Origin of the sequence: Streptomyces sp. NPDC048659 (assembly GCF_040650575.1) — a bacterium.
Taxonomy (GTDB): Bacteria; Actinomycetota; Actinomycetes; order Streptomycetales; family Streptomycetaceae; genus Streptomyces.
Window position 1 is genome coordinate 43,338 of the sequence record NZ_JBEZHM010000025.1, and the last position, 23,167, is coordinate 66,504.

General features: G+C 74.0%; 14 protein-coding genes and 1 tRNA gene. 8 read left to right on the forward strand and 7 right to left on the reverse strand.

What is annotated here, in order from left to right; translation table 11 throughout:
* Nucleotides 1-9 precede the first annotated feature (9 nt).
* Both AB0C99_RS20335 and AB0C99_RS20340 read right to left on the reverse strand, forming a co-directional pair.
* On the reverse strand, nucleotides 10-546 hold the full coding sequence (locus AB0C99_RS20335) for a hypothetical protein (RefSeq protein ID WP_362476739.1): 537 nt from the start codon (nucleotides 544-546) through the stop codon (nucleotides 10-12).
* Nucleotides 540-6,779, reverse strand: a complete 6,240-nt coding sequence (locus AB0C99_RS20340) for a DNRLRE domain-containing protein (protein WP_362476741.1) — start codon at nucleotides 6,777-6,779, stop codon at nucleotides 540-542. The genes AB0C99_RS20335 and AB0C99_RS20340 overlap by 7 nt, the downstream gene beginning before the upstream one ends.
* A 279-nt stretch (nucleotides 6,780-7,058) precedes the next feature.
* Here AB0C99_RS20340 and AB0C99_RS20345 point away from each other — a divergent pair, with 279 nt between their 5' ends.
* Entirely contained in the window at nucleotides 7,059-8,102 is a 1,044-nt protein-coding gene (locus tag AB0C99_RS20345; protein ID WP_362476743.1) for a helix-turn-helix domain-containing protein, read from the forward strand.
* Nucleotides 8,103-8,152: 50 nt separating this feature from the next.
* Entirely contained in the window at nucleotides 8,153-8,698 is a 546-nt protein-coding gene (locus tag AB0C99_RS20350) for a GNAT family N-acetyltransferase (protein ID WP_362476745.1), read from the forward strand.
* Here the strand turns inward: AB0C99_RS20350 and AB0C99_RS20355 are convergent.
* Complete coding sequence (locus AB0C99_RS20355) at nucleotides 8,691-11,222, reverse strand: discoidin domain-containing protein (protein ID WP_362476747.1); 2,532 nt, start codon at nucleotides 11,220-11,222, stop codon at nucleotides 8,691-8,693. The genes AB0C99_RS20350 and AB0C99_RS20355 overlap by 8 nt on opposite strands.
* 252 nt (nucleotides 11,223-11,474) lie before the next feature.
* Between AB0C99_RS20355 and AB0C99_RS20360 the strand changes: the two genes are divergently transcribed.
* The 5 genes from AB0C99_RS20360 to AB0C99_RS20380 are packed head-to-tail and all read left to right on the forward strand — an operon-like array spanning nucleotide 11,475 to nucleotide 19,785.
* The gene (locus AB0C99_RS20360) at nucleotides 11,475-12,722 is read left to right on the forward strand and encodes a hypothetical protein (RefSeq protein ID WP_362476749.1); all 1,248 of its coding nucleotides are present in this window, start codon (nucleotides 11,475-11,477) and stop codon (nucleotides 12,720-12,722) included.
* A 42-nt stretch (nucleotides 12,723-12,764) separates the two neighbouring features.
* Nucleotides 12,765-14,036: a toll/interleukin-1 receptor domain-containing protein gene (locus AB0C99_RS20365; RefSeq protein ID WP_362476751.1), complete on the forward strand. Its 1,272-nt coding sequence runs from the start codon at nucleotides 12,765-12,767 to the stop codon at nucleotides 14,034-14,036.
* An 8-nt stretch (nucleotides 14,037-14,044) separates the two neighbouring features.
* Nucleotides 14,045-14,971 (forward strand): MoxR family ATPase, encoded by a 927-nt coding sequence (locus tag AB0C99_RS20370; protein WP_362476752.1) that lies wholly within the window; start codon nucleotides 14,045-14,047, stop codon nucleotides 14,969-14,971.
* A gap of 3 nt (nucleotides 14,972-14,974) precedes the next feature.
* The gene (locus AB0C99_RS20375) at nucleotides 14,975-15,949 is read left to right on the forward strand and encodes a hypothetical protein (RefSeq protein ID WP_362476754.1); all 975 of its coding nucleotides are present in this window, start codon (nucleotides 14,975-14,977) and stop codon (nucleotides 15,947-15,949) included.
* Nucleotides 15,946-19,785: a hypothetical protein gene (locus AB0C99_RS20380; protein ID WP_362476755.1), complete on the forward strand. Its 3,840-nt coding sequence runs from the start codon at nucleotides 15,946-15,948 to the stop codon at nucleotides 19,783-19,785. The genes AB0C99_RS20375 and AB0C99_RS20380 overlap by 4 nt, the downstream gene beginning before the upstream one ends.
* 88 nt (nucleotides 19,786-19,873) lie before the next feature.
* Here AB0C99_RS20380 and AB0C99_RS20385 read toward each other — a convergent pair.
* Nucleotides 19,874-19,947 (reverse strand) — tRNA-Pro (locus tag AB0C99_RS20385).
* A 117-nt stretch (nucleotides 19,948-20,064) separates the two neighbouring features.
* Here AB0C99_RS20385 and AB0C99_RS20390 point away from each other — a divergent pair.
* Entirely contained in the window at nucleotides 20,065-20,559 is a 495-nt protein-coding gene (locus AB0C99_RS20390) for a DUF309 domain-containing protein (protein ID WP_362476757.1), read from the forward strand.
* Here AB0C99_RS20390 and AB0C99_RS20395 read toward each other — a convergent pair.
* The 3 genes from AB0C99_RS20395 to AB0C99_RS20405 all read right to left on the reverse strand — a co-directional run bounded on the left by AB0C99_RS20395 (nucleotide 20,549) and on the right by AB0C99_RS20405 (nucleotide 23,056).
* Nucleotides 20,549-21,814, reverse strand: coding sequence for a cytochrome P450 (locus AB0C99_RS20395; RefSeq protein ID WP_362476759.1), 1,266 nt, complete (start codon nucleotides 21,812-21,814; stop codon nucleotides 20,549-20,551). The genes AB0C99_RS20390 and AB0C99_RS20395 overlap by 11 nt on opposite strands.
* 172 nt (nucleotides 21,815-21,986) lie before the next feature.
* Nucleotides 21,987-22,385 (reverse strand): DUF488 family protein, encoded by a 399-nt coding sequence (locus AB0C99_RS20400; RefSeq protein WP_362476761.1) that lies wholly within the window; start codon nucleotides 22,383-22,385, stop codon nucleotides 21,987-21,989.
* A 29-nt stretch (nucleotides 22,386-22,414) separates the two neighbouring features.
* Nucleotides 22,415-23,056, reverse strand: a complete 642-nt coding sequence (locus tag AB0C99_RS20405) for a TetR/AcrR family transcriptional regulator (RefSeq protein ID WP_362476763.1) — start codon at nucleotides 23,054-23,056, stop codon at nucleotides 22,415-22,417.
* Nucleotides 23,057-23,167 lie beyond the last annotated feature (111 nt).

The following is a 23,167-nucleotide window of genomic DNA, read 5'->3' on the forward strand; positions in this document are numbered from 1 at the left end:
CGCAGGGCGTCAGGGCGCCGTGGCGGCCCGTTCCGAGCAGCGCAGCGAGCCGTCGATCTGCTGGGCGGTCTTGATGCCGTCGGCGGTCCAGAACGCGCCCTCGGGGATCCCGGCGGTCTTCACCACTGACATGTCGAAGACCTCGCCCGTGCTGCCCGAGGAGCCGTAGTCGACGCTCACGTCGAGCATCGTGGGCGGGCTGGCGGGCGTCCGCGTGGCCGTGCGGTAGTCGGTCGCCTTCCACAGGGTCAGCTGCCCGCTCCGGCCGTCGGCGGTCAGCGGACCGTCGGCGGACCAGACCGGCTTCTCCGTGTCGCTGTCCCAGACCTCGACCCTGCGGGGCGCGTCACCGGGGCACTGCGCCACCTTGACGGTGACCTCGCCGCCGGTCACCCGGATCCCCACGTGTCCCTGGCTCCCCGGGTCGGACATCGTGTTGACGACGAACGCCCACATCGCGAGGCCGCCGCCGACCAGCGCGAGAGCCAGCCCCCCGATGCCCACGACCCAGGGCCAGGTCCTCCGCCCGTTCCGCCCGTCTAGCATGAATATCCCCCATCCCTGTAACCCGCGCGGCGCTCCCACCTGTTGCGGCAGGGGTTCCGCCCGGCCCGGAAGTACATGTAGCCGAAGAAGAGCCCGTAGCGCCGCCACTGCGAGCGGTGCCGCTTCTCGTGCCGCATCAGGTTGTAGGAGGGGTTCCGGTTCGAGGTGAAGAACGTGGTCCCGATGGTGGTGCCGCCCCGCGCGTGGAACCCGGCGCCGCCCGAGCATACGCGCATGCCGTAGCGCCGGCTGCAGCGGTATCCGGCGGCCCGGCTGAGGTACGCGGAGCCCCGGCCCAGCACCGACGCCTGGGCCCTGTTGTAGGCGCGGTAGACCCTGCCGCCCCAGGAGCGGGCCCGGCGCTTGAACCGGCCCCACCAGGACTTGCCGTCGAGGTCGTACTGGTTGACCGGGTCGCCGGGGTAGCCGTAGCGGTTGTCGCCGCCGCCGTAGACCGGGTCGATCGAGAGGAAGCGGCCGGTGGCCGGGTTGTAGAGGCGGACGCCCATCAGCATGAGGCCGGTGAGGGTCTCGCTGGAGCGCTGCTTGGCGCCGAGCCAGTTGTAGCGGACGGCCGGCTGGCCGGCGCGCGGGTTGCCGTACTCGTCGCTGTCCAGGACCAGCGGGGCGTCCTCGGCGTTCAGCGGGAGCTGGAGGGCGACGTCGCCGTGGATGCTGGTGAGCTGGAGGACGGTGTTCCCGGTGCCGCCGGTGGTGGCCGCGAGGTCGCCGGAGGCGGACTCGACGTTGCGGGTCAGGGTGCCGTCCGAGGGGTCCTCGACGGTCCAGCGGGGGTTGTCGCCGTCGCTGTCGTAGTGGCTGACCTTGGTCGCGGTCGTCGCCCAGGTGCCGTCGGTGTTCTCCTCCACGGTCCAGGAGCGGCGGCGCTGACCCGCGTCGAGCTGCCAGGTCTGGCGCTGGGTGCCGCTGGTCTGCTGGTGGACGAGGTCGTTGGCGTAGTAGCCGAGCTGGCTGCCCGGCAGGGCGGTGGTGCGGCCGAAGGCGTCGTAGACGTAGCCCGTGTCGACGAGCCGGTCGGCGCTGTCGTACGTGTAGGCGGTGGTGGTGCCTCCGGTGGTCGGGCAGGCCGCACCGGCGGCGCCCGCCGCGGTGGTCAGGGACGTGCGGTTGGTCCGCTTGCCGAAGGCGTACGTCCGGGTGGTGCAGACGTCGCCGACGGTGTCGTTGACGCCGGTCAGGCGGCCCGTGGCGTCGTACGCGTACTTCTGCGCGGACCAGCCGGTGTGCTCGGTGACCTGGCCGTGGACGGACTCCTCGACCGTGTCGGAGTAGACGACCTGCTTGTCGCTGTCGCGGGTGTAGACCCGGGACTGGGTGGCGCCGGTGGTGTCCTCGGCGACGGTCAGGGTGTAGCCGCCGGGGAGCTTCTCGGTGGCGAGGGAGCCGTCGGCGTCGTAGGTGGCGGCGAAGGTTCCGGCGACCGAGTCGGTGGTGGAGGTGGCCAGGCCGCGCGGCTCCGCGTTGGTGTCGTATGCGTACGTCACCGTCGACGGGGCCGAGTCGGTCGTCTTGACCGGGCGGTTGAGCAGGTCGTACTCGGTGCGGGTGACCCCGCCGTCGGCGTCCGTGTAGGAGACCTGGCGGCCGAGCTTGTCGAACTCCTTGGTGATCGTGCCGCCGGTCGGCGAGACCGCCTTGACCGCCTGGCCGGTCGCCGGGTCGTACTCGGTGGTCGCCTCCGGGACCGCCTGGCCGAGCCCGCCCGTCATGACGCTCTTCGTCGGACGGCCCGCGGTGTCGTAGGTGGTAACGGTGGTGCGGGTGACGCCGTTCGCGGTCTCGGTGGCCTTGACCGGGTTGCCCCACCAGTCGTACTCGGTGGTCGTCGTCGGGAGCTGGTTCGGCTGGGTGCCGCCGCCGGTGATCGCGCCCGCCGGGCCCGTCGAGCAGACCTGGTCCGCCCACTCCGGACGCCCCGCGCACGCGCCGGTGCCGGTCGCGGACCAGTACGTGGTCACGCGGGTGCCGGCGTCGGTGCCGGTCGCCTCGGGCAGGAGCTGCTTGGTGATGCGGCCCTGGTCGTCGTACTCGGTGGCCTCGGTGATCGCGAGGCCGGCCGGGTCCTTGACCGTCCTGACCGGCAGGCCCTTCGCCCAGTCGTACACGGTCTGGGTGACACGGGCGTCCGACATGGTGGTGGAGCCGTAGACCTGGGCGCCGGTGGTGACCTTGGTGACCTGGTCCTCGACCTTCGCGTCGGCCGGACGGCCCGCGTCGTACTCGTTCACCGTCCAGGAACGGGCCACGGCCGACTCGGCGCCGCCGGTCGGGGTGATCCGCCGCAGCGGGCCGAACTCCTCCAGCTCGCGCAGGCCCTTGGCGTCGTACACGGACTCCGTGGCGAGGAGGTCGGCACGGTCCTTGGCGGGCAGGCCGATGATGCCGAGGTCGGTCAGCACCGCCTTGTCCGCGTCCGTGCCGCCGAGCGCCAACGCACGGTTCCCGGGCGTCAGTTCACGCACGGAGTTGCCGAAGCGGTCGTACTCGGTGGTGGTGACGTTGCCGCCGGGGTCGATCGTGTTGACCTGGCGCCCGGAGGCGTTGGTGTACGTGATCGACGCGCGGCGGTAGTCGCCCGCGGCCAGTCCGTCGCCGGAGTGCGCCGCGGGGACGGCGTCGGCCGGGAAGACGGCGGTCGCGTCGGTCGGCGCGTCGCTCTGCCCCCAGGCATCGACATCGCTGACACCCATCTTGTACGGGGCGTTGGTGCCGGTCAGCGGCACGTCGTAGACGACGCTGGTCGCCGCCGTCCCAGACACCACGTCCTTGCTGCCCTGCTGCAGACCGCTCCGGCTGGCCTTCGTCAGCATCCCCTCGCCCGCGGTGGCCGCGTTGCCTGCCTTGCCGTAGGTGAAGGACCACGGCAGCTCGCCGGGCGGCGCGAGGCCGGTGACGCGGCCGACGCTGTCGTAGCTGTACGCGGTCACGAGAGACGGGCTGATCAGCGGGTTGTACGTCTCGCGCAGGCGGCCCGACGCGTCGTACGCGTACTTCTGCACCGTCTTCGCGGTCGCCGCGGCGGCGCCGGGCTCGGTCGACCAGGCGCGGATCTCCTTGACCTGGCCCGCGAAGTCGCCCAGGGCGCTGCCCGTGGCGGTGGTGGTGCTCGCGTAGACGAACTCCAGCGCGCGGCAGCCCTTCGTGGACGGCGTCGCCGTGCACGTCGTGGCCGAGGCGGCGGAGGTCGGGGCGATGACCAGCTTGGGGCGGGCCAGCTTGTTGGCGCCGACCGTGACCGTCTCGGAGATCACCGTGGTCGTGGACTGCGCGAGGCCGTCCATGGTGCTGGACGCGACCTGCCAGGTGGTGGCCGCCGCGTCGGGCTTCGTGAAGACGGTGACCGTGCCCTCGGTGTCCTTCAGCGTGAACGAACCCGTCAGCGAGCCCGTCAGCGTCAGGTCCTCCGAGCCCGGCTCCGGCTTCCAGCCGCCGCCGCTCTTCGCGGTGAAGCCCAGCTCCTCGCCGTCCGCGTCGACCAGCGCGACCGAGGTCGTCGAGGTCTTGCGCAGGAACGACCAGTCCGACTCCGTCAGCTCCGCGCTGGTGCCCGAGGTCCACTGCGGGCCGAAGATCGCGGCCTGCCCCTCCTGCTTCGCACCCGCGTCCGGACGCCGCGAGGACGCCGTGCGCGAGACCGACAGGCCGAACATCGAGGCGTCCGTGGCCGACAGGCCGTAGTCGCCCGTCAGCAGGTTCACCGAACCCGGACCCGCCGTCTCCGACGGCGCCGTCCCCGCGTTCCGATCCACCGTGATCTCGTTCACCGGCGAGTACACGGTCGCGGACCCGTCCGTGAACGCAGCGCGCAGCTCGATCGCGCCGTCCTCAGCGAGCGTGTCCGTGACGTTCCACGTCAGCCCCGCGGGCTTGCCGTTCGTCACCGCGACCGGCCAGCCGGACACCGGGTTCGCACCCTGCCGCACGTCGGCGGCCGGCACGCTCTTCCACGCGTCCGTCTCGCCGCGGCGGTACTGGTACGTCACCCCCGTGTACGAGGCCAGGCCCTCCGCCGACAGGCCCACCCGGCGCGCCGGGCGCTCGCCCTGGCCGGGGGTCAGCAGCGCGGCGCCCGAGCCCGCGTAGAAGACGTGCGACGACTCCGCCGACACGTTCCCAGCCGGGTCCTTCGTGCGGACCGTCACCGTGTGCTTGCCCGCCGGGAACGACAGGGTCTGCGTGACGGCCGTGCCGGTCGTGGTCGCGGAGTTCCAGGCGCCGGAGTCCAGCTTGTACTCCACCGCCGCCACGTCGCTCGCGGGCGGCGTGAGCGTGAAGGCGCCCGAGAACGTGTTGTTCGCGTCCGGCGTGCCCGACCAGGTGTTCGCCGGGAAGTCGGCCGAACCGACCGTGCTCGCGGCGGGCTTGGCGGTGTCGACGGTGAAGTACACCGACGGCGTCCAGTTCGACCAGGCGTTCTCGTCGTTGACGCGGCCCTTGAACCAGTAGGTCTTGCCGTTGACCAGCTTGCCCGGCGGCACCTGGAAGGTGACCGTCTTGTTCACCACCGGGTCGTACGTCCCCGAGTCGTACACGTCCAGGTTGGTCGTGCCCTCCCACAGCTCCCACTTGGAGCGCAGGAAGCCGGTCTCGGCGTCGCTGGCCGTGTACGTCATGTCGGGCGTGGTCGTGGTGACCCAGTTCTTGCCGCCGTTGGCGCGGCCCGGGGTGACCTTCATCGGGTTCCCGGCGAACGGGATCGTGTTGTACGTGACCGAGATGTACGGGGTGTTGGTGGCGGCGTTGCCCGAGTTGAACCGCTTCCAGCCGCTCGGGTCGGTCTCGTTGGCGGCCTTGATGCCCATCGAGTTGCTGCCGTTGCCGTTGGCGGCCCAGGCCACCGCCAGGTTCTTGATGTCCTGGCTCACCCAGCCGTCCCCGCAGGCCGACGAGTAGCCCTTCGTGGACGTCGAGGTGGCCCACTTGGTGTTCCAGTTCGGCTGGTTGGTCCAGCGGCTCGCCGTGGAGGCGTGCGGGGTGTCCCAGACCTCCCAGCCAGCCGGGGCGCAGGACCAGGAGTGCGCGTTCCACAGGTTCAGCTTCGCGCCGAGGATCTGCTTGCCCGTGATGCCCGCCATCGGGAAGTGCAGGAACGAACGGGCGATCTGGCCCGAGCCGTTGTTCCCCAGCTTCAGCTCCGTCGACGCCGACTGGTCCGTCGTGTAGCCCTGCTGGACGAACGTGTCGAAGCTCGCCCCGATGTTCACCGCCGGGTCCACCGTCACCGGGAACACCGTGGCCGGGTCGGCGAGGAACCTCGCGTCCGGGGTCAGCGTGAGGTCCACCCGGCCGCCGCGCTGGGTCACCTTCAGGCCGACGTCCGCCCGCCGGGTGTGCTCGCCCGACTTCGGGTCGACGCTCGCGTCCCACATCACCGGCGCCGGCAGCAGGCCCACCTGCTTGCCCGACTTCACGTCGAGGAATGTCACCGAACGGTCGGCGTTGGCCCGCGCCCTGACGCCCTTCGCGTTCAGCGTCAGCGTCACCGAGCCGTTCGCCGCCACGGCGGAACGATTCTTCAGCTCCAGGAACTGCTCGAAACCCGTCCGCGTCGACTCGATGATCAGGTCCGTCGCCGCCAACGCGTCCACATAGCGCGCCGTCGTCCCCGACACCACCGGCTCCGGCAGCACCCCGCGCCACGACAGGCCCAGCTCACGGCCCTCGCCCGCCGCCAGCGTCACCAGCGGCACCTCCGCCGTGTCCGCCCCGCCCGCCGCACCCGACGCCCGGACCTTCGCCGCCTGCGCGGACGGCGTCCGCCCGCCCAGCCGCAGCCCCAGCGGGTGCGACCGCGCCGCGACCACACCGTCCCGCTTCGTCAGCTCGACGTCGATGTCACGCCACTCGCCGGACGCCCCGTCGCGGAACCGGATCGGCCCCGAGGCGGCGTCCGTCGTCACCGTACCGTCCGGATTCGCCCAGGTCGTCGACGACTCCGTACGCTCCGAACGGGCCTCCACCCGCCTGCCCGACAGGCGCGCCGCGACCACGGCGGACGGCAGGTCCGCCGCCTCCGTCGCGGACGCGGGCCGCTCGGCGGCGGCGGTCCCCCGCGAGGCCAGCGCCACCGCCTGCCCGGTCGTCCCCACGACCACGGCCGCCTCGACGGCCATCAGTCCGGCCAGTGACACCGCCACCCGGGGCAGCACCCCGGGCCGCAGCCATCTCGCCCTCCCGCCCCATCCGTCGGGCCCTTCCACACGCTCGTTCACTGCTCGTTCCCTCCCCATCGGCACGGATTCGTCTCGGGTGACCGGGGAGAGGAGGCCGAGCAAGGGCACGGAGCGCCCCCGGCGGCGAACGGACCCCGCCGCCGCCACGGCCCCGCCCGGCTCGTCCCCGCCCCGGCACCGAACGCGACGCTAGATGGCGGTGCGTGACCGGGCCCAGGTCCGGCGGCGCCACCGGGGGGACATCTCGCGCCGGGCGCAGTGACGAACTGTGCGGCACCGGGATGATCCACGGGCACCGCTCGCCTAGGGTCGCCGCTCGTGGCTTCGCATACGCATCCCGGCACGACCCCGTCCGCCTTCACCCGCGTCAACGCCAGGGCCGCGGGCATCCTGGGCATTCCCGACGAGCGCTACACCCATCTGCTGGGCATGGGCCCCGAGCACCTGGCGGGCGACCGCTACCGGACACCCGCCGCCACCAATGTGCGCATCTGGGAGCTGATGGTCGCCAAGGCCCACTGGACCGAGGTGTCCGCCCTGATGACCCGTCAGAGCGCCTTCGGCGACCTGGGGGTGTGGGACTACCTGTTCACCTCGGCGCCCACCCCGCTCGAAGGACTCCGGGACGCCGTCGAGTACTTGGCCGGTGTCGCGGACACCGGCACCGAGACCATGCGCGTCAAGGAGGAGGACGGGGAGATCACCGTCTCGCACGTGAACGCCGCCGACCTCACCTACGAGGCAGCCTCCGCCATCCGCGCGTACGGACTCGGGCTCGTCCGGCACCGCCTCGGCGTCGCCCTGAACCGCGAACTCGTGCCCGTACGCGCCACTCTGGCGGCCAGGACACCCCGTCGGCACGGGCTCCTCACGGAGCTGTTCGGCACCGCGCGGGTCGAGTTCGAGCGTCCGGTCACCTCGATGACCTTCCGCGCCGCCGACCTGCGCGAGCGGCGGCCGCACGCCCAGCCGGGCCTGTCGGCGGTGCTGCGGCGGCACGCGGAGCTGACCCTCGCCGCCAGCGTCCCGCTGCACGACTGGCTCGCGCTGTTCCGCGCCACCCTCCGGGACGCGGCGCTGGACGGCGACGCCGCGCTCCCCACGGCCGCGGCCCGGCTGTCCGTCAGCCCGCGCACGCTCCAGCGCCGCCTCGACGACCACGGCACGACCTGGTCGGCGGAGCTGGAGTCCGTACGGCGGGCCGAGGTCACCCACCTGCTGCGCACCACCGGCCTCTCGGTGGCCGCCATCGCCGAGCGCAGCGGCTACGCCGACGCCCGCACCCTGCGGCGGGCGGTGGTCCGCTGGACCGGGCACACCCCGGCGGCGCTGCGCCGGAGCCCCCACGCGGTGGCCGGGTGAGCGCCGGGGGCGCGGGCGGCCCGGTGGCGGCGGCGTGCGAGGATCCCGGCGTGAACGAGCTGCGGGTACGCCGGGCCGCCGAGGCCGATCTGACCACCCTGGTGCGCCTGCGTGACGCGGCGGCCCGCTGGATGCTGGCACGGGGCGTCACCGGCCAGTGGCTCCCCGGGGAGCTGGGCGAGGACCACTTCCGGCGGGTGCTGGAGCGGGACGAGGTGTGGCTCGCGGAGGACGCGGGGCGGGTCGTCGGGGCCTGGGAGCTGTGGTGGCGCGACGAGGCGGCGTGGGGGCCGCAGCCGCCGGTGGCCGGCTATGTGCACCGGCTGATGGTCGACCGGGAGGCCGCCGCGCCGGGCACCGGGCGGCTGCTGCTGCGGGCGGCGGAGGCGCGGGTGCGGGCGGCCGGGCGGTCCCGGGTGCGGCTGGACTGCCTGGCCGGGAACGCCCCGCTCAACGCGTACTACGAGGGGGCCGGTTACCGCGAGGTGGGCCTGCTGACGGAGAAGCCGCAGCCGGGCGGGGTCTCCAGGTCCTTCACGCTGCGGGAGAAGGACCTGGAGGACCTGGCGGACCCGGCCGACGGCGCCGTCAGCTGACGGTGATGAACTTGGCGGTGCTCGGCACCCCGTGGGCGTCCAGGGCGAAGAGCATGTAGGTGCCGGGCAGGACCACGCCCTTGTCGGCCGGGATGGACACGGTGTGCGTGCCGGTGCCGGCGGGTGCGGACACCAGCGGGACGCGGCGCTGGTCGTTGTCGGTGGAGTGGGTCGCGGCGGCGGCCCGCATCAGGACGAAGGACGCCGCCTGGCCCTCGGTGGTGACGGTGAGGGTGCTGCCCGCGTCGGCCCGGGGCGGTACTCCGCCGGTGATGACGGGCCGGGGCTTGGCCGAGCCGTCGGCGTTGAGCAGGTACGGCGGGGTGAACACGGCCCCGTCGGAGTGGTTGGTGGCGCAGTCGCCGCACAGCCCGCCGCCGCCGGAGAAGATCCGTCCGTCGGGCAGCAGGTTGGCGACGCTGTGGTAGTTGCGCGGGATGGCCATGGTGGCGAGCGGGGTGAACTTCCCGGTCGCCGGGTCCCACAGCTCCGGGGTGAGCACGGAGGTGGCGTCGCTGAACGGGACGGGGTAGGTCTGCCCGCCGAACACGGCGACCTTGCCGTCGGGCAGGACGACGCTGTTGCCGAAGGCGCGGGCGTAGCCCATGTCGCCGGTCCGCGCGGCGCTGGCCTGGCCGCCGTCGACGCTGACGGTGTAGGCGCGACGGGTGGCCTGCGACTTCTCGTACGCGGGCGAGCCGCCGAGGGTGAGGATCTTGCCGATGTCGTACGGGACGGCGTTGCCGGTCATGGCGTCCTGGCTGTCGGCCCGGGGGCCGGCGGGGGTGATGCTGCCGGCGCCCTCGGTGGTGATCCAGTTCATCTGCTTGCTGGGGCCGAGCTGGAGGACCTTGCCGCCGGAGGTGGCGTACAGCCACATGTGGTTGTCGGCGCGGTAGGCGCCGGCCGGGTCGGCGGTCAGGGCGGGGGCGGCGGGGACGCCGGGGAGCGTGCGCCAGCTGCGGGTGTCCGGGGACCAGACCTCGCCGGCCTTGTCGCCGGCGGCGCCGCTCCAGGAGCCGCCGAGGACGAACGCCTCGCCGGTGGAGAGCAGGGTCATGGCCTGGTAGCCGCGGGCGATGTTCATGCTGCTGGTCGCCGACCAGTCGTCGGTGACCGGGTCGTAGATGCTGGCCTTCTCGGCGTTGCTGCCGCCGGTGACGAGGACCCGGCCGTCGGCGAGCATCGCTATGCCGGGGCAGAACATGTCGTGGCCGGTGTTGTCGATGCGGCGCTGGGTGACCTTGCCGGTCTTGAGGTCGAGGATCGCGGTCTGGGTGTAGCCGTTGCTGCCGCCGAAGCGGTCGATCGCGTACGCGGACCAGGCGAGCAGCTTGTCGCCGGGGAGGACGGCGGTGGCCACCGGGACGAGCGGGAAGCCGGTGATCCGGCTCCAGGAGCCGTGCGTGGCGGGGGCGGCGGGTCCGCTGAGGCGGATCTCGGCGACGGAGGTCCAGGGGCCGCGGTTGCCCGCCTCGCTGGTCACGGTCAGCCGCACGTAGCGGGCGCTCTCGGTGCGGGTGAAGGTGGCGGTCTTGACGGTGTCGTCGTCGCGCCAGGTGCCGGTGGCGACCGGTGCCTTGAAGGTGGTGCCGTCGGTGCTGGTGGCGACGGAGTACGTGCCGATCCGGCCGTTGAGGTTGCCGGTGCGGGGCTGGTAGACGAGGGCGGAGACGGCCTCGGTGCGGTGCATGTCCAGGGTGATGGTGTGCGGGAACGGGGCGGGGGTGCCCGACCAGCGGCTGTGCCAGAGGGTGTCGGCGTCGCCGTCGAGGACGTTGGCCGCGCGGGCGTTCTCCTTCGCGGTCTCCTCGTCGCTGGCGGTGGCGGTCCAGCCGGTGCGGGGCAGGTCGACGGTGGACTGCGGGGTGCCGGGGTCGCCGAGCAGGTTGAGCTCGGCGGCGGCGCTCCAGGGTCCGCGCTTGCCGGCCTCGCCGGTGGCGGTGAGCCGCACGAAGCGGGCCCCCTGCGGGGCGAAGCCGAGGGTCTTGGCGCTGGCGTCGTCGGCGAGGGTGCCGGTGGCGACCGGGCTCCCCCAGCTCTTCCCGTCGTAGCTCACGCTGATGCTGTACTCGCCGATCCGCCCGTTGGCCTTGCCGTCGGTGCGGGGCTGGTAGATCACCGCCGAGACCACGGTGGTGCGGTGCATGTCGAGCGTGATGGTGTGCGGCAGCGGGGCGGGGGTGACGGACCAGCGGCTGTGCCAGAGGGTGGCGGCGTTCCCGTCGAGGACGTTGGCCGCCCGCCCGTCCTCCTTCGCGGTCTCCTCGTCGCTCGCGACGGCCGTCCACCCGGTCCGGTCGAGCACCGGCGCCGTCGGCTCCATGGCGTTCGCGGGCGCGACCCCGTGGTGCGGCGACTGCTGCGCCGTCTGCTGGTCGAACCCGGCGGGCGGCGGCGTCGGCCCGGGACTGGCCACACCGAGCATCGGGGTGAGCCCGACCAGCAGCGAGCCGAGCCCGAAGCCTATGAGCAGCGGTGCACGGCGCGCCCGGACCCGGGCGGGAACGCGACGGAACGGCAAGGGTGACCTCCAGGGCGAACCGCGAACCGCGAACCGCCGCGGGCCCCTAGAAGATAGGCCAGCCCGCCCCAACCCGACAGCCCACCCGACAACTTGGCGCGAACCGGCACTCGTCTCCCTCGGTGGCCGGAGGGGGCGGGGGGCGAGGCGTCCGCCCTCGCCTACTTGTCGTCTCGTTGCCCTCTCCGGTCCCCGGGGTATGCCAGAGTCGTGCGCGGGGAGGGCCGGGGACGGCCAAGGGGGAGGATGTCGATGCGGGCTGCGGTGCGAGTGGCGACGGCCGTCGGGGCGAGTGCGGTACTGGCCGGGTGGATCCTGGCGGCGGTCTCCGTCCCGGATTCGGCATGGGTGGGGACGCTGCCCTCGGTCGCCGCGGTCTGGGCGCTGACTCTGCTGCACCACGGCTATCTCCTGGGGCGCGAGTGGGCGCACCGGCGCCGCCGCCGCGCCAGCCGCGAGCGGCGGGAGGCGTGGGCGCCCGGCGCCGGGATCCGCCCGCCACTCGACTACCCGAACGTCCTGCGGCGCCCGCCCGGCGACGTCCCGGTGGGGTCCCAGGGCCAGTACCGGGCCACCGGGATCAGGCTGGCCGTCCTGCCGCTGCTGGCGGTCCTCTTCCTCACCGCGCACACCGTGTTCCTGGCGGAGGGCGGCGGGCTCGCCGTCGGGTTCGTCGTCGCCGAATGCCTGCTCCTCGGGGCCCTGGTGTGGACGGTGTGGACGGAGCAGGACCCGTCCCGGCCCTGGGTCACCGCCCGGGTGCGCGCCGAGCTGTTCCGCCGGGAGATGTTCCTCGTCCTCGCGGGGGTCGGCCCCTACCTGGGCCGCTCCGACGCGGATGCGGCGCTGGTGCGGGACGCGCGGACGACGTTGCTCGCCGACGCCGACCCGGGTGCGCTCGACCGCTTCGCCCGCCTCGCCGACGAGGAGCCGGACGGCGGGCAGCGGGACTGGCGGGACGAGGTGTGGCGGCGCGCCGGCGACCCGGTCGTCGCCGTCCCCGGGGACCTCGACGACCGGATGCGCACGTACCTGGACCACCGGATCCGGCGCCAGCGGCTGTTCATGGAGCTGGCCGCCGAGAAGTGCGAGCGCTCCGAGGGGGTGCTCGGCCGGACCGCCAAGGGTGTGGTCCTCTCGGCCGTCGCGATCGCCGTCTCGTACGCGATCCTGCTCGCCGCCGTGCCCGACGGTGCCGGGCCGCCGTTCCTGACGGCCCTGGTCGCGGTGCTCGCCGCCGGGCTGCCGCCGCTGTGCAACACGGTGCTGGCCGTGCAGAACCTGCTCGCCGGGCAGCGGCTCGCCGTGTCCTACCGGGAGACCCGCCTGGAGCTGCTGGGACACGAGAACGCCCTGCGGCGACTGCTCGGCCGGCCCGGGAACGCCGAACTCGCCGCCGCCTTCCGGGCGCTGGTGCTGCGCGCCGAGGCGAGCCTGACCGAGGAGACGCGCCGCTGGCGCATCACGGTGGCCAAGCCGGAATTCGACGCCGGTTTGTGAAAACCCCCTCCCGGCCGCGGACGGTGGATCACAATCGGCGGTGTGGGGGACGTCTTCATCAGCCATAGCGCCCGGGGCGACACGTACGCCCTGGACGTCCTGGGCCGGATCGAGCGCGGGCTGAGGGAGCGGGGCCACCGGCCGTTCGTCGACCAGGACGCGATCCCGCCCGGCGAGGAGTGGCGGGCCGAGATCGTGGACCGCCTGGTGCGCTGCGACGCGGCCGTCGTGCTGATCAACGACAAGGCGCTGGCGTCGACCTGGGTACGGCGCGAGGTGAACATCCTGATGTGGCGGCGGGCACTCGGCGTCCCCCTGCTGGTGATCCCCGTCCTCCTGGGCGAGCTCAGGACCCGGGACGTGAAGCTCGCCGGTCTGGAGGAGCTGGGACCGCAGCAGTTCGCCCGGATGCGGTCGGGCGAGCCCGCGGACGCCGGTGTCCTGGCGGACCGGGTGCTGGAGCGGTTCGCCGCCTTACCGGACGGGCCGATGGACGACGACCCGATGAGCGCCTGGCTCACCAACCTCAGCGTCTATCTGCGCGAGGCCCTCGCCTCCCCCTCGCACCTGTCCAGGGCCCTGAAGGCGCTGAGGATGGAGGACAAGCACCTCGGCACCGTCACCGGCGGGCACGAGGGGTGCCGGTTCCTGGCCCACCAGTTCCTGGTCGCGCCGCACGACCGCATGGAGCGGGCCCTCGAAGCCCTCGCCCCCTCCCTGTCCGACCAGGCGATCTCCCGGCTGGCCGGGGCGCTCGGCGCGACCTGGGTGAGCGAGGAGGCCGCGCGGAGCGTGCTGCCGCCCCCGGGCGGCCCGCCCCAGGCGATGACCCTGCTGCTGAACGCCCACTTCCCCGAGACCGCCAAGGACTACGTGCGGCGGGCGACGTGCTGCAATCACACGGACTACGAGGTGAAGTCGATCGGGCGGAGCCTGCCGATCGGCGAGGACCGGGTCGGCGAGCGGGTGCGCTCCTGGACGAAGAACGTGTGGGAGCTGTTCTTCTACGTCGAGGACGAGGACGACCGCTGGCTCCCGGACGACCTGGACGCCCGCAGGCACTACCTGATCATCGACGAACAGCAGGTGCCCGAGGCGGACTTCGCCGCCGCCGTCGGTCTGCTGCACGAGATGTTCTCCTGGCTGATCGTGCTGGTGACGACCGGCACGACACCCGCCGGCCCGCAGGACCGGGAGCGCTTCGCCAACGCGCTGCTCCTGGAACCCCTGCTCACCCAGGCCCAGGAGCAGAGCGCCCGGCGGCGCAACAAGAACCTCGCCCGGCTGCCCGAACGCCTCACCGGAACGTACTAGGAGCCCTCGTGGCAGAGCAGCTCACACACGGCCCCGACCCGCGGGACGGCTTCGTGTATCACATGCCCGACGACCTGCAGCTGGCCGTCGACGTCGCCTTGGCCGCCGACCGTCCGCTGCTCCTGAGCGGCGACCCCGGATCGGGTAAATCGTCGCTCGCCCCGTACCACGCCCGTCGGCACGGTCTGCGCTACTACGAGCACGTGGTCACCGCCCGGACCCAGGACACCGACCTGCTCTGGCGCTTCGACAGCGTGCGCAGACTGGCGGACGCGCAGGCCCACCACGGGCGCCTGAACGACGGCGACTACGTCGTCCCCGGCGTCCTGTGGTGGGCCCTCGCCCCCGAGTCGGCGGGCAGCCGGGGCGGTCTGCTCGCCCCCGCCCGGCACCGCGACCCCGCGGAGCGCTTCCCGCGCGGGGCGCGGCCGAGCGGTGCCGTCGTCCTGATCGACGAGATCGACAAGGCGGACCCGGACCTGCCCAACAGCCTCCTGGTGCCGCTCGCCTCGCACGAGTTCACCGTCGGGGACACCGGCACCCTCGTGCGCCGCGAGGCCGGGGCCGGACCGCAGCTGATCGTCATCACCACCAACGGCGAACGCGACCTGCCCCAGGCATTCGTCCGGCGCTGCGTCACCTTCACCCTGCCCGGCCCCACCCACGAGGGTCTGGTCCGCATCGCCGGAATGCACCTGCGGCACGAGGGCCGGAACGTCACGGCCTCTACCGCCGAACTGATCGGCGCGCTCGCCGACGAGCTGATGAGGGTACGCCGCGAGGGCACGGGCCACGGCCTCCAACGGCTGCCCAGCACGGCCGAGTTCCTGGACGCCCTGCGCGCCTGCCTGACGCTGGGCATCACCCCGGACGACCACCGCTGGGCCCTGCTGCGCGACCTCACGCTGGCCAAGCCGGCGGAAGACGGGCGGTGACCGGTGCGCGGGGAGATCTGGCTCGCCGACGTCCTGCGCGCCCTGGAGGTGGCGGAGACGGACGAGGCACGGGTGAAGGCCGCCCGGATGCTCGGCTTCGCGCCGGCCGCCGTCGCGGAGCACTCCGCCCCGCCGCCCGGCCCGTCCCGCTCGGCGGACGACCCCTTCCCCCGCCCGTTCCCCGACCCGGCCGCCGGTCCCGGGGACGAGCCGCACGGGACGCCGGACACCCCCGGCGAGGCGCCGGAATCCGAGGACGTGCTCGCCGGGCTGCCGCTGCTGCGCCCCGTACGCGGTGACCAAGGCCCCGACGAGGAGGCGGCGCGCCGGCCGCCGGTGGAACCGCTCGCCCGCCCGTCCGGCGAGTACCGCCCGCCGCCGTACGAGCCGCTGTTCGTCCCCCGCTGGACGGACGCCGTCATCCGCGCCCTGGTCGCACGCCCGGTCCCCGAGGGCCCCGTCGACCTCGACGCGCTGATCGACGCGCTGGCCCGGTGCCGCCCCGTCACCGCACTGCCCCGGCTGCCCGTGCCGACGCTGCGTCACGGCGTCCAGGTGCTGGTCGACCGGGGCGCCGGGATGCAGCCGTTCCGCCGGGACCAGGACGAACTTCTGCGCCGGGTACGGGCCGTGGTCGGTCCGGCACTGGTGGAGGTGGGCTATTTCTCCGACGCCCCCCAGCGCGGCACGGGCCCGGGCCCCCGCTGGACGCGCACCGCGTACCGGCCGCCGCAGCCGGGCCGACGGGTCCTCGTCCTCTCCGACCTGGGACTCGGCGGCCCGCCCGGCCACCAACGGCGGGGCACCCGCGAGGAGTGGACGGACTTCGCCTGTCTGGTGCGCCGGGCCGGGTGCGGCGCCGTGGCCCTGACGCCCTACGCCCGCGACCGGTGGGCGAATTGGATGCCGAGGGTGCTGCCGCTGGTCGGCTGGGACCGGACGACCCGCCCCGGGCACGTCGGAACGGGGCGGGCATGAGCGGCCCGCCCGGGCACCTGCCGCCCGCGCCGCCGCAGGGCGCGCTGGAGCTGGCCCGGCTGCTCAGCTTCGCCACCCGCGTCGAACCCGAGCTGATCCGGGCCGTACGGCTCCGGTTCCTGCCGCGGCTGGACGCGGGCGCCGAGGCCGACCTGTGGTTCAGCGACTGGGTGGGCGCCCGCACCTCGGAGGCCATCGCCCTGCTGCCGGACTGCCTTCCGTATCTGCGGGCCGGGCTGGTCGAACGGCTGCGGTCCGAGCCGGGCCTGGACGCGCTCCTGGGCGTCGTGGAGACCTGCCACCGCGACCTGTCTCCGGCGCTGCTGCTGGAGGAGCGGGTCACCTGGCACACGCTGACCGGCGACCTGGAGGAGGTCGGCCGGCTTCTCGACGGCGCCCTGCACGGGCTGGTCCGGGAGGAACGCGCGGGTCTCGCGGGCTGGTTCGCGGAGGCGTGGCACCGGCTGCCGGAGGAAGCCCGGTCGGTCGGCCCCGCGTGGAGCCTGGCGCACGCCTCCCGGCGGCATGTCCCCGCCTTCGACGCGGGGCGCCCCCCGGACCTGGCCCTCGCCGACGTCGCCCGCCTCGGCGACACCGTGGACGAGGTCCGCCTCGGGGTGCTGCGCGAGGGCACCGCACTCGTCCTGGGCCGGGTCCGGGGCCGGGACGCCGTGGCCGTCCTCGTCCCGGACACCGACCCTCGCCTCGTCGAGCTCATCACCGCCTCCGGCACGCTGCCGGTGCGGGTCCCCGAGGGCATGGCCGCCGTACGGGTGCAGGTGGGCGAGGGCCCGGTGGAACTGAGCACGGGGGCGGGGCGGAGCTACCGGATCGAGGCGGCGCGGGAGCGGCCCTCGCCGTCCCGGGCCGAGCCTTCGCTGGAGAGTCTGGTCGGCCCGGTCCTGGACGGCGAGATCGCCGCAGACGTCGAGCGGTTGATCGGCAGGATGTCGTCCATCATCGGGCGGGCGCGCCTGGGCGACGGCATGGAGGAGCTGACCGCCGCGGTCAGGATCAGCGACCGGCTGTCGGAAGCGCACCACGTCCTGCGGCGGTCCGCCGCCTTGGGCCGTGTCGTCGCGGAGACCTATCTGACGTACGGGTTCCTCCGGGGCGACCGTCACACGATCGAACAGGCCCTCCTCGTCACCGGGCTCCTGCTGGACTCTCCCGGCTCCTCGAAGGACCTCGGCACCCACGCCATGCGACTGGCCGCCCTGCGGGCGTCGTTCGCGCACACCGGGGACACCGTCCGGCTCAGCCGGGCCCTGGAGGAGACGGCCCTCATCGCCGCCCTGCCGACGACCGCGGGGCCGGACTACCGGCGACTCGTCGCCGAGCTGCTCGTCACCTACACGACCGTCTACGAGGAGGAGCGTCGCGAAGCCCTTCTGCGGGACGCGCTGACCTTGGCCGACCGGGCCGTCGTCACGGCCGAGGACGAGATGTCCTGCGCGGTGCCCTTGGCCGGCGTCCTCCTCGCCTGGCACGAGGCGACGGGCGACCCCACGGCGCTCAGGCGGATCGAGCGTCTCAGGATGGACGAATGGCCGCAGGACGAGCCCACGGACTCCCGATCCGAACGCGAACTACTGCTCTCCAAGCTCTTCTTGGCGCGGTTCGGCGAGGCAGGGTCACGTGCCGCCTTCTCACAGGCGCTGCACCACGCCCGCTCGGCCGTCTCTCTCACCCCGCCGGGCCGCGAGCTGCGGTTCACGCACGCACGCCTCCAGCTGGCGGGTGTACTGCGACTGCGGTGCGCGCTGACTCGCGAACGCGAGGCCCTCGACGAGGCCCTCCATGCCCTGGGGACGGCGCCCCTGCCCGTGTCGTCTCCCTGGCACGGCAGGGCGCAGCTCGAACTGGCCCGGTGTCTCGTCGCCGCCTACCGGCGGAGCGGTCGGCCCGAGGAACTGCGGGAAGCCCGCGCCCAGTGCGCCGTGGCCGTAGCCGACGCACGCAGTCAGTCCCGCTCACCCGCACACCAGCGGGCCGCGCAGGCCCTGGAAGGGGAGTGCCTGCTGCTGGACTACGCCGCCTCCAGGGCCCCCGAGGCACTGCGGGACGCCGTCACCAGCCTGCGGATGAGCTGGCAGCCCCTCTCGGCCGGCACCGAACGGCCGCTCTGGTGCCCCCCGGACGACATCGTCTCCGCCCTGCTGCCGGGGACGGCCGACGTACCGGAGCGGGCGGCGCTGGCCGAACTGATCAACAGCTGGGACGAGGTGGTGCGCACGTCGACGGCGCCGCCCGACTCCACGGCCCGTATGTCGTCCCTCTCGTCCCTCCTGCTGCTCCAGGCCGCTTTCCGAGCCCGGCGTGCCGACCATTCACGCTCTCTGCTGGTGGACGCCGCCGACCTGGCACGGCGCGCGGTCACCCACGCGGTGCGCCCCCTCCAGCGGCTTCACGCCCTCCTCTGGCAGACGGAGATCTCCGTAGAACTAGGGGCCCCGGAGTCGGTGACGAGCACCCTCGCACAGATCACCCGGGAGCTGCCCCCGCTGCTCGCGCTCCCCCACGACCCCGCGCACCGGGAGATCCTCGACACCTGGGAGCGGCTGAGCCGCGAGGCCGCCGCCTACGCGCTCGAGGCCGACGCCCCGGGCCGGGCGCTGGCCCTCCTGGAGAACCGCGCCGCCGTCCTCGCCGCGTACGGGACGGCCGGAGACCACCCGGCCCCGTCGAGCGCCGCCGGGGAGCTGCGGTGGCTCTGGGCGTATCTCCGGCTCGGCATCGGGCACGTCACACCGTCCGTTCCGGTGCTGGACGGGATCCGGCGACGGACGGTCGCGCTCGCCGAGGCCGTCCCGGGGGCTTCCGGTCTCCACGGCTCCGGCGCCCCGCCGGTGCCCTCCTCGGTGGCCGACGAGGGGCCGGTGGTGGTCCTGAACGCGGCCCGGCTTCGCTGCGACGCCCTGCTGGTGACGCGCCACAGGATGTCCGTACTGCCGTTGCCCGTCAAAGAGCACGAAGTGCGTGAAATGGCGGCGCACTTCTGGCCGGATGTGGAGCACCACTCGACGGAGGGCTGGAACACACTCGACCGGCTGGCGAAGAGCACCGTATGGCCGGTCCTGGACGCGCTCGGTTTCACGGCGCACCGGGACACCGTGCCGTCCTCGGCGCACGAGGAGGACGAGCTCCTGCCGCGCGTCTGGTGGTACCCCACGGGCGCGTTCGACAGGCTGCCCCTGCACGCGGCGGGCAGACCCGACCGCATGGCCGTGGACTACGCGGTCCACTCGTACACCCCGAGTCTCCACGCGCTCGCCTCGGCGCGCTCCCACGAACGGCGGCCGGACGAGACCGACGAGCGGCGCATGCTCGTCATCGTGGCGTCCGAAGCACTGCCCAGGGCACGGGAGGAGGCGGAGCGGGTCGAACGGCTCCATCCGTATGCCCAGGTCCGGCGGGTGGACGGGTTCCCCTCGCAGTCGATCGTCGGATACCTCCAGGAGACCGCCTACTTCCACTACTGCGGGCCCGTGAGCTGGCGGGATGCCAACTCCCTGTCCTCCGCGGCCGAGGCCCTCGGCCTGTCGCGTGCCGTCACCCCGCACGGGGCGCTCGCGTACCTCTCCGGCTCCGCTACCGCAGGCGGCACGTGGTCGACGACCACCTCCCTGCGCGCGGCGGGTTTCCGGCATGTGATCGGCTGGCTGGGCCATACGGGAGACCTGGCGCGGGCACAGGTCGCCGCGTCCTTCTACCGGGGTCTGGGGCCGACCCCCGACCGGGCGGCCCGCGCCCTGCACGGGGCGCTGCGGCGGCTCCGGCGGGACGACCCCCGTGCTCTGCTCCAGGCAATCGGGGTGGTGCACTTCGGCCCGTGAGCCGGGCCCGGGCCCACAGGTCCCGGCAACGCCCGAGGGGCCGCTCCAGATGTCTCTGAAGCGGCCCCTCGGCTACGACTCTTTCGAGTCGGGACGACAGGATTTGAACCTGCGACCCCTTGACCCCCAGTCAAGTGCGCTACCAAGCTGCGCCACGTCCCGGTGCCCTGCTGCCTCCGGGGTGTTTCCGGCGGCGGCGTGCAAGAGAACATTACCTCACTTCCCGGGGTGGATCAGCACACGGGGCGTCACCGGGGTCCCGCGGCGGAGAATGGGTGGATGGACAGGGATCGGGACGGGGAAGGGCGGGCGCGGAGCGGGCGGCCGCGGGATGGGCTGGGGCGGCCGTTGCCGTACGGGGCAGAGGGGGTGCCGCGGCAGCCGGAGGGGGTGGTGCGGGTGCCCGGGGAGACCGTGCGGGAGGCGCAGCGGCTGCTGGACGCGGGGATGCCGTTCCACGCGCACGAGGTGTTCGAGGACGCCTGGAAGTCGGGGCCGGGCGGTGAGCGGGAGCTGTGGCAGGGGCTGGCGCAGCTCGCGGTGGGGCTGACGCACGCGGCGCGCGGGAACGCGCGGGGCGGGGCGCGGCTGCTGCTGCGGGGGGCCGCGCGGGTGGAGGGGTACGCGGCGGGGCCGGGGGCCGTGACGTACGGGGTCGATGTCGCCGGGCTTGTGACGTGGGCGCGAGGGCTGGCCGCCCGGGTGGCGGCGCCCGGGGCTCCGGTGCCGGACGCCTCGGCGGAGGCGCCTCGGCTGGTTGCGTTCAGCGGGTGACGCGGAGTTCCTCGGGCGAGCGGTGGATGAGGGTGGGGAGCATCGCGGGCGGCGGGCCGTCGGCGAGGCGGAGGTCCGGGAGGCGGCGGGTCAGGGCCTCCAGGGTGGCGCGGAGTTGGACGCGGGCGAGCTGGGAGCCGGGGCAGCCGTGCCGTCCGTGGCCGAAGGCGAGGTGGTGGGGCCCCGGCCGGGGCCGGGTGATGTCGAAGGTGTCGGGGTCGTGGTGGCGGGCGGGGTCGCGGTTGCCGGAGCCGTAGGCGACGAAGACGGTCGCACCGGCGGGCAGTTCGGTGCCGGCGATGGAGACGGGACGGGTGGTGGTGCGGCGGAAGCCCTGGACGGCCGTGTCGTAGCGGGCGGCCTCCTCGACGGCGGCGGGGACGAGGTCGGGGCGGGTGCGCAGCAGGCGCCACTGGTCGGGGTGGCGGAGCAGGTGGAGGACGGTGCCGCCGATGAGGGCGGTGGTGGTGAGGTGCCCGGCGATGAGGAGGTTCTGGAGGTTGGCGACCAGTTCGCAGCGCTGGTCGGCGGTGAGGGCGCGGGGCCCTGGGCCGAGTCCGGCGTCGGGGGCGAGGGCGCGGACCATGGCGGTGAGCAGGTCGTCGCGGGGCGCGGTGCGCCGGGCGCGGGCGTAGCGGTCGAGGAGCCGCTGGAGGGCGAGGACGTCCTCGGCGGCGGCGATCTGGTCCGCTTCGGGCAGCGGGCGGAACAGGAGCCTCTCGGCGCTGTACGAGCCGTGGACGGCGGCGGGCACGTCGGCCGGGTCGAGGCCGAGGAGCCGGCCGACGACGGCGCCGGGCAGGCGGCGGGCGTAGTGGGTCATGAGGTCGGCGGTGCCGTCGGCGGCGAGGGCTTCGGCGAGCGTGTCGGCCTGTTCGCGGACGTACGGGGTGAGGGCGGCCGTGCGGGCGGCGGAGAGGCCGGTGTTGAGCGGGGCGCGGTGGCGGCGGTGGGCCGGGCCGTCGGTGGAGACGACGGTGGGCCGGGGCGCGAAGCCCTGGGCGAGGACCGCGAGGGCGGCGGGCGCGGGCACCACGTCGGGGCGCAGGGCCTGGGCGGAGGAGAAGTCCCCGGTGCGCAGCAGGACCTCCCGGATGTCGGCGTCGCGGGCGACCAGCCAGGCGTCGAGGGCGGGCACGTAGGTGAGGCCCTCGGCGCGGCGGGCGCGGGCGTAGAGGGGGTAGGGGTCGCGCTGGAACGCGTCGAGCACGTCGTGCGCGTCGTGCCGTTTCCGCTGGGCCTGGTCCGGCTCCACGCGGGGCCTCCTCGCGGTCGCTGGTGCGGGGCGGGGCGGGGCGGGGGGTGGGCGTACGGGGCGGGCGTGCGGTGGTCTCGTTCCCATGGTGCCGGGGGTGGTGCGCCGGTGAACAGGGGCGGGCGGGGAGGTGGCCCGAAAGGGCCGTGCGCGCGGGGGTGTCCGGCGGGGTTCAGCCGCCGTCCGGTGCCAGGAGTTCGGTGAGCACGGCGGTGTGGCTGAGCGCGGGGTCCTTGGCGGCGGTGAGGAGGGTGACGGGGCCTTCGGCGGTGCGGGCGCGCAGGGCGTCGAGCGCCTCGGCGGCGGCGGGTTCGGCGAGTTCGAGCCGGTAGCGGCGGCGGAACTCCTCGTACGCGCCGTCGGGGCCGTGGTACCAGCGGCGCAGTTCGGTGGAGGGGGTGAGGGCCTTGGGCCACTCGTCGATGTGGGCGTCGGCCTTGGCGATCCCGCGCGGCCAGAGGCGGTCGACGAGGACCCGCAGTCCGTCGTCGGGGGCGGGGGGCTCGTAGATCCGGCGTACCCGGACGCGTACGGGTCCGGGCGCGGGCGCGGGCGGCGGTGCGGGAGGCATGGGTTCAGGGTGCCGGAACTCCCGGGGTCTCACACCTCGGCGGGGCCCGGGGCCGGGGTGCCGTCGGCCGCCGGGCGGACGCGCAGGGCTGGCAGCAGGACGGCGTCCACGAAGACGCTCAGGGTGTCCGGGTCGGCGAAGCGGTCCTCGAAGAGGCGCTCGATGCGCAGCATCCCGAGGAAGCTGGGGGCGACGAAGCCGATGGCGGGGTTGTCGGCGTCGATCTCGCCGCGTTCGACGGCGCGGCCGAGCATCGCGTCGAGGGCGGCGACCTCGGGTTCGATGACGGTCTCGCGCAGGGCCGCGCGCAGGTCGGGGTGCTGGATGTACGCCTGGCTGACGGCCTCCATCAGCTCCGTGTCGCGGTCCCGGCGGGAGGCGGCGACGCCGGCGGCGGCGCGCAGGTCGCCGACGAGGGAGCCGGTGTCGATGCCGGTGAAGACGGCGCAGCGGCGCTTGTCGAGGGCGGCGGTGACGAGCCGGGGTTTGGTGCCCCACTGGCGGTAGAGGGTGGCCTTGCCGCACTTGGTGCGGGCCGCGACGCCCTCCATGGTGACGGAGTCGTAGCCGCCCTCGCGGAGCAGGCAGATGACGGCCTCGTAGAGCTCCGTCTCCCGCTCGGGGGTGAGCTTGCCGCGCCTGGCGGCGGCGGTGGCGGCCTGCGTGGACATCGGTTTCCTCCCGGGCGGCGCGCGGTGCCGGCGGACGGCTGTTTCCGCGATCTGTCCGCACATACGAGAGTAGGGGGTGCACAATCGAGACGCAAACGTATCGATACGCTT

What these genes read in the sequence shown, in the direction of transcription:
- AB0C99_RS20335 (WP_362476739.1), bottom strand. Translation starts at nt 546, where the DNA reads ATGCTAGACGGGCGGAACGGGCGGAGGACCTGGCCCTGGGTCGTGGGC.
- AB0C99_RS20360 (WP_362476749.1), top strand. Translation starts at nt 11,475, where the DNA reads ATGCGGGCTGCGGTGCGAGTGGCGACGGCCGTCGGGGCGAGTGCGGTA.
- AB0C99_RS20380 (WP_362476755.1), top strand. Translation starts at nt 15,946, where the DNA reads ATGAGCGGCCCGCCCGGGCACCTGCCGCCCGCGCCGCCGCAGGGCGCG.
- AB0C99_RS20390 (WP_362476757.1), top strand. Translation starts at nt 20,065, where the DNA reads ATGGACAGGGATCGGGACGGGGAAGGGCGGGCGCGGAGCGGGCGGCCG.
- AB0C99_RS20400 (WP_362476761.1), bottom strand. Translation starts at nt 22,385, where the DNA reads ATGCCTCCCGCACCGCCGCCCGCGCCCGCGCCCGGACCCGTACGCGTC.
- AB0C99_RS20405 (WP_362476763.1), bottom strand. Translation starts at nt 23,056, where the DNA reads ATGTCCACGCAGGCCGCCACCGCCGCCGCCAGGCGCGGCAAGCTCACC.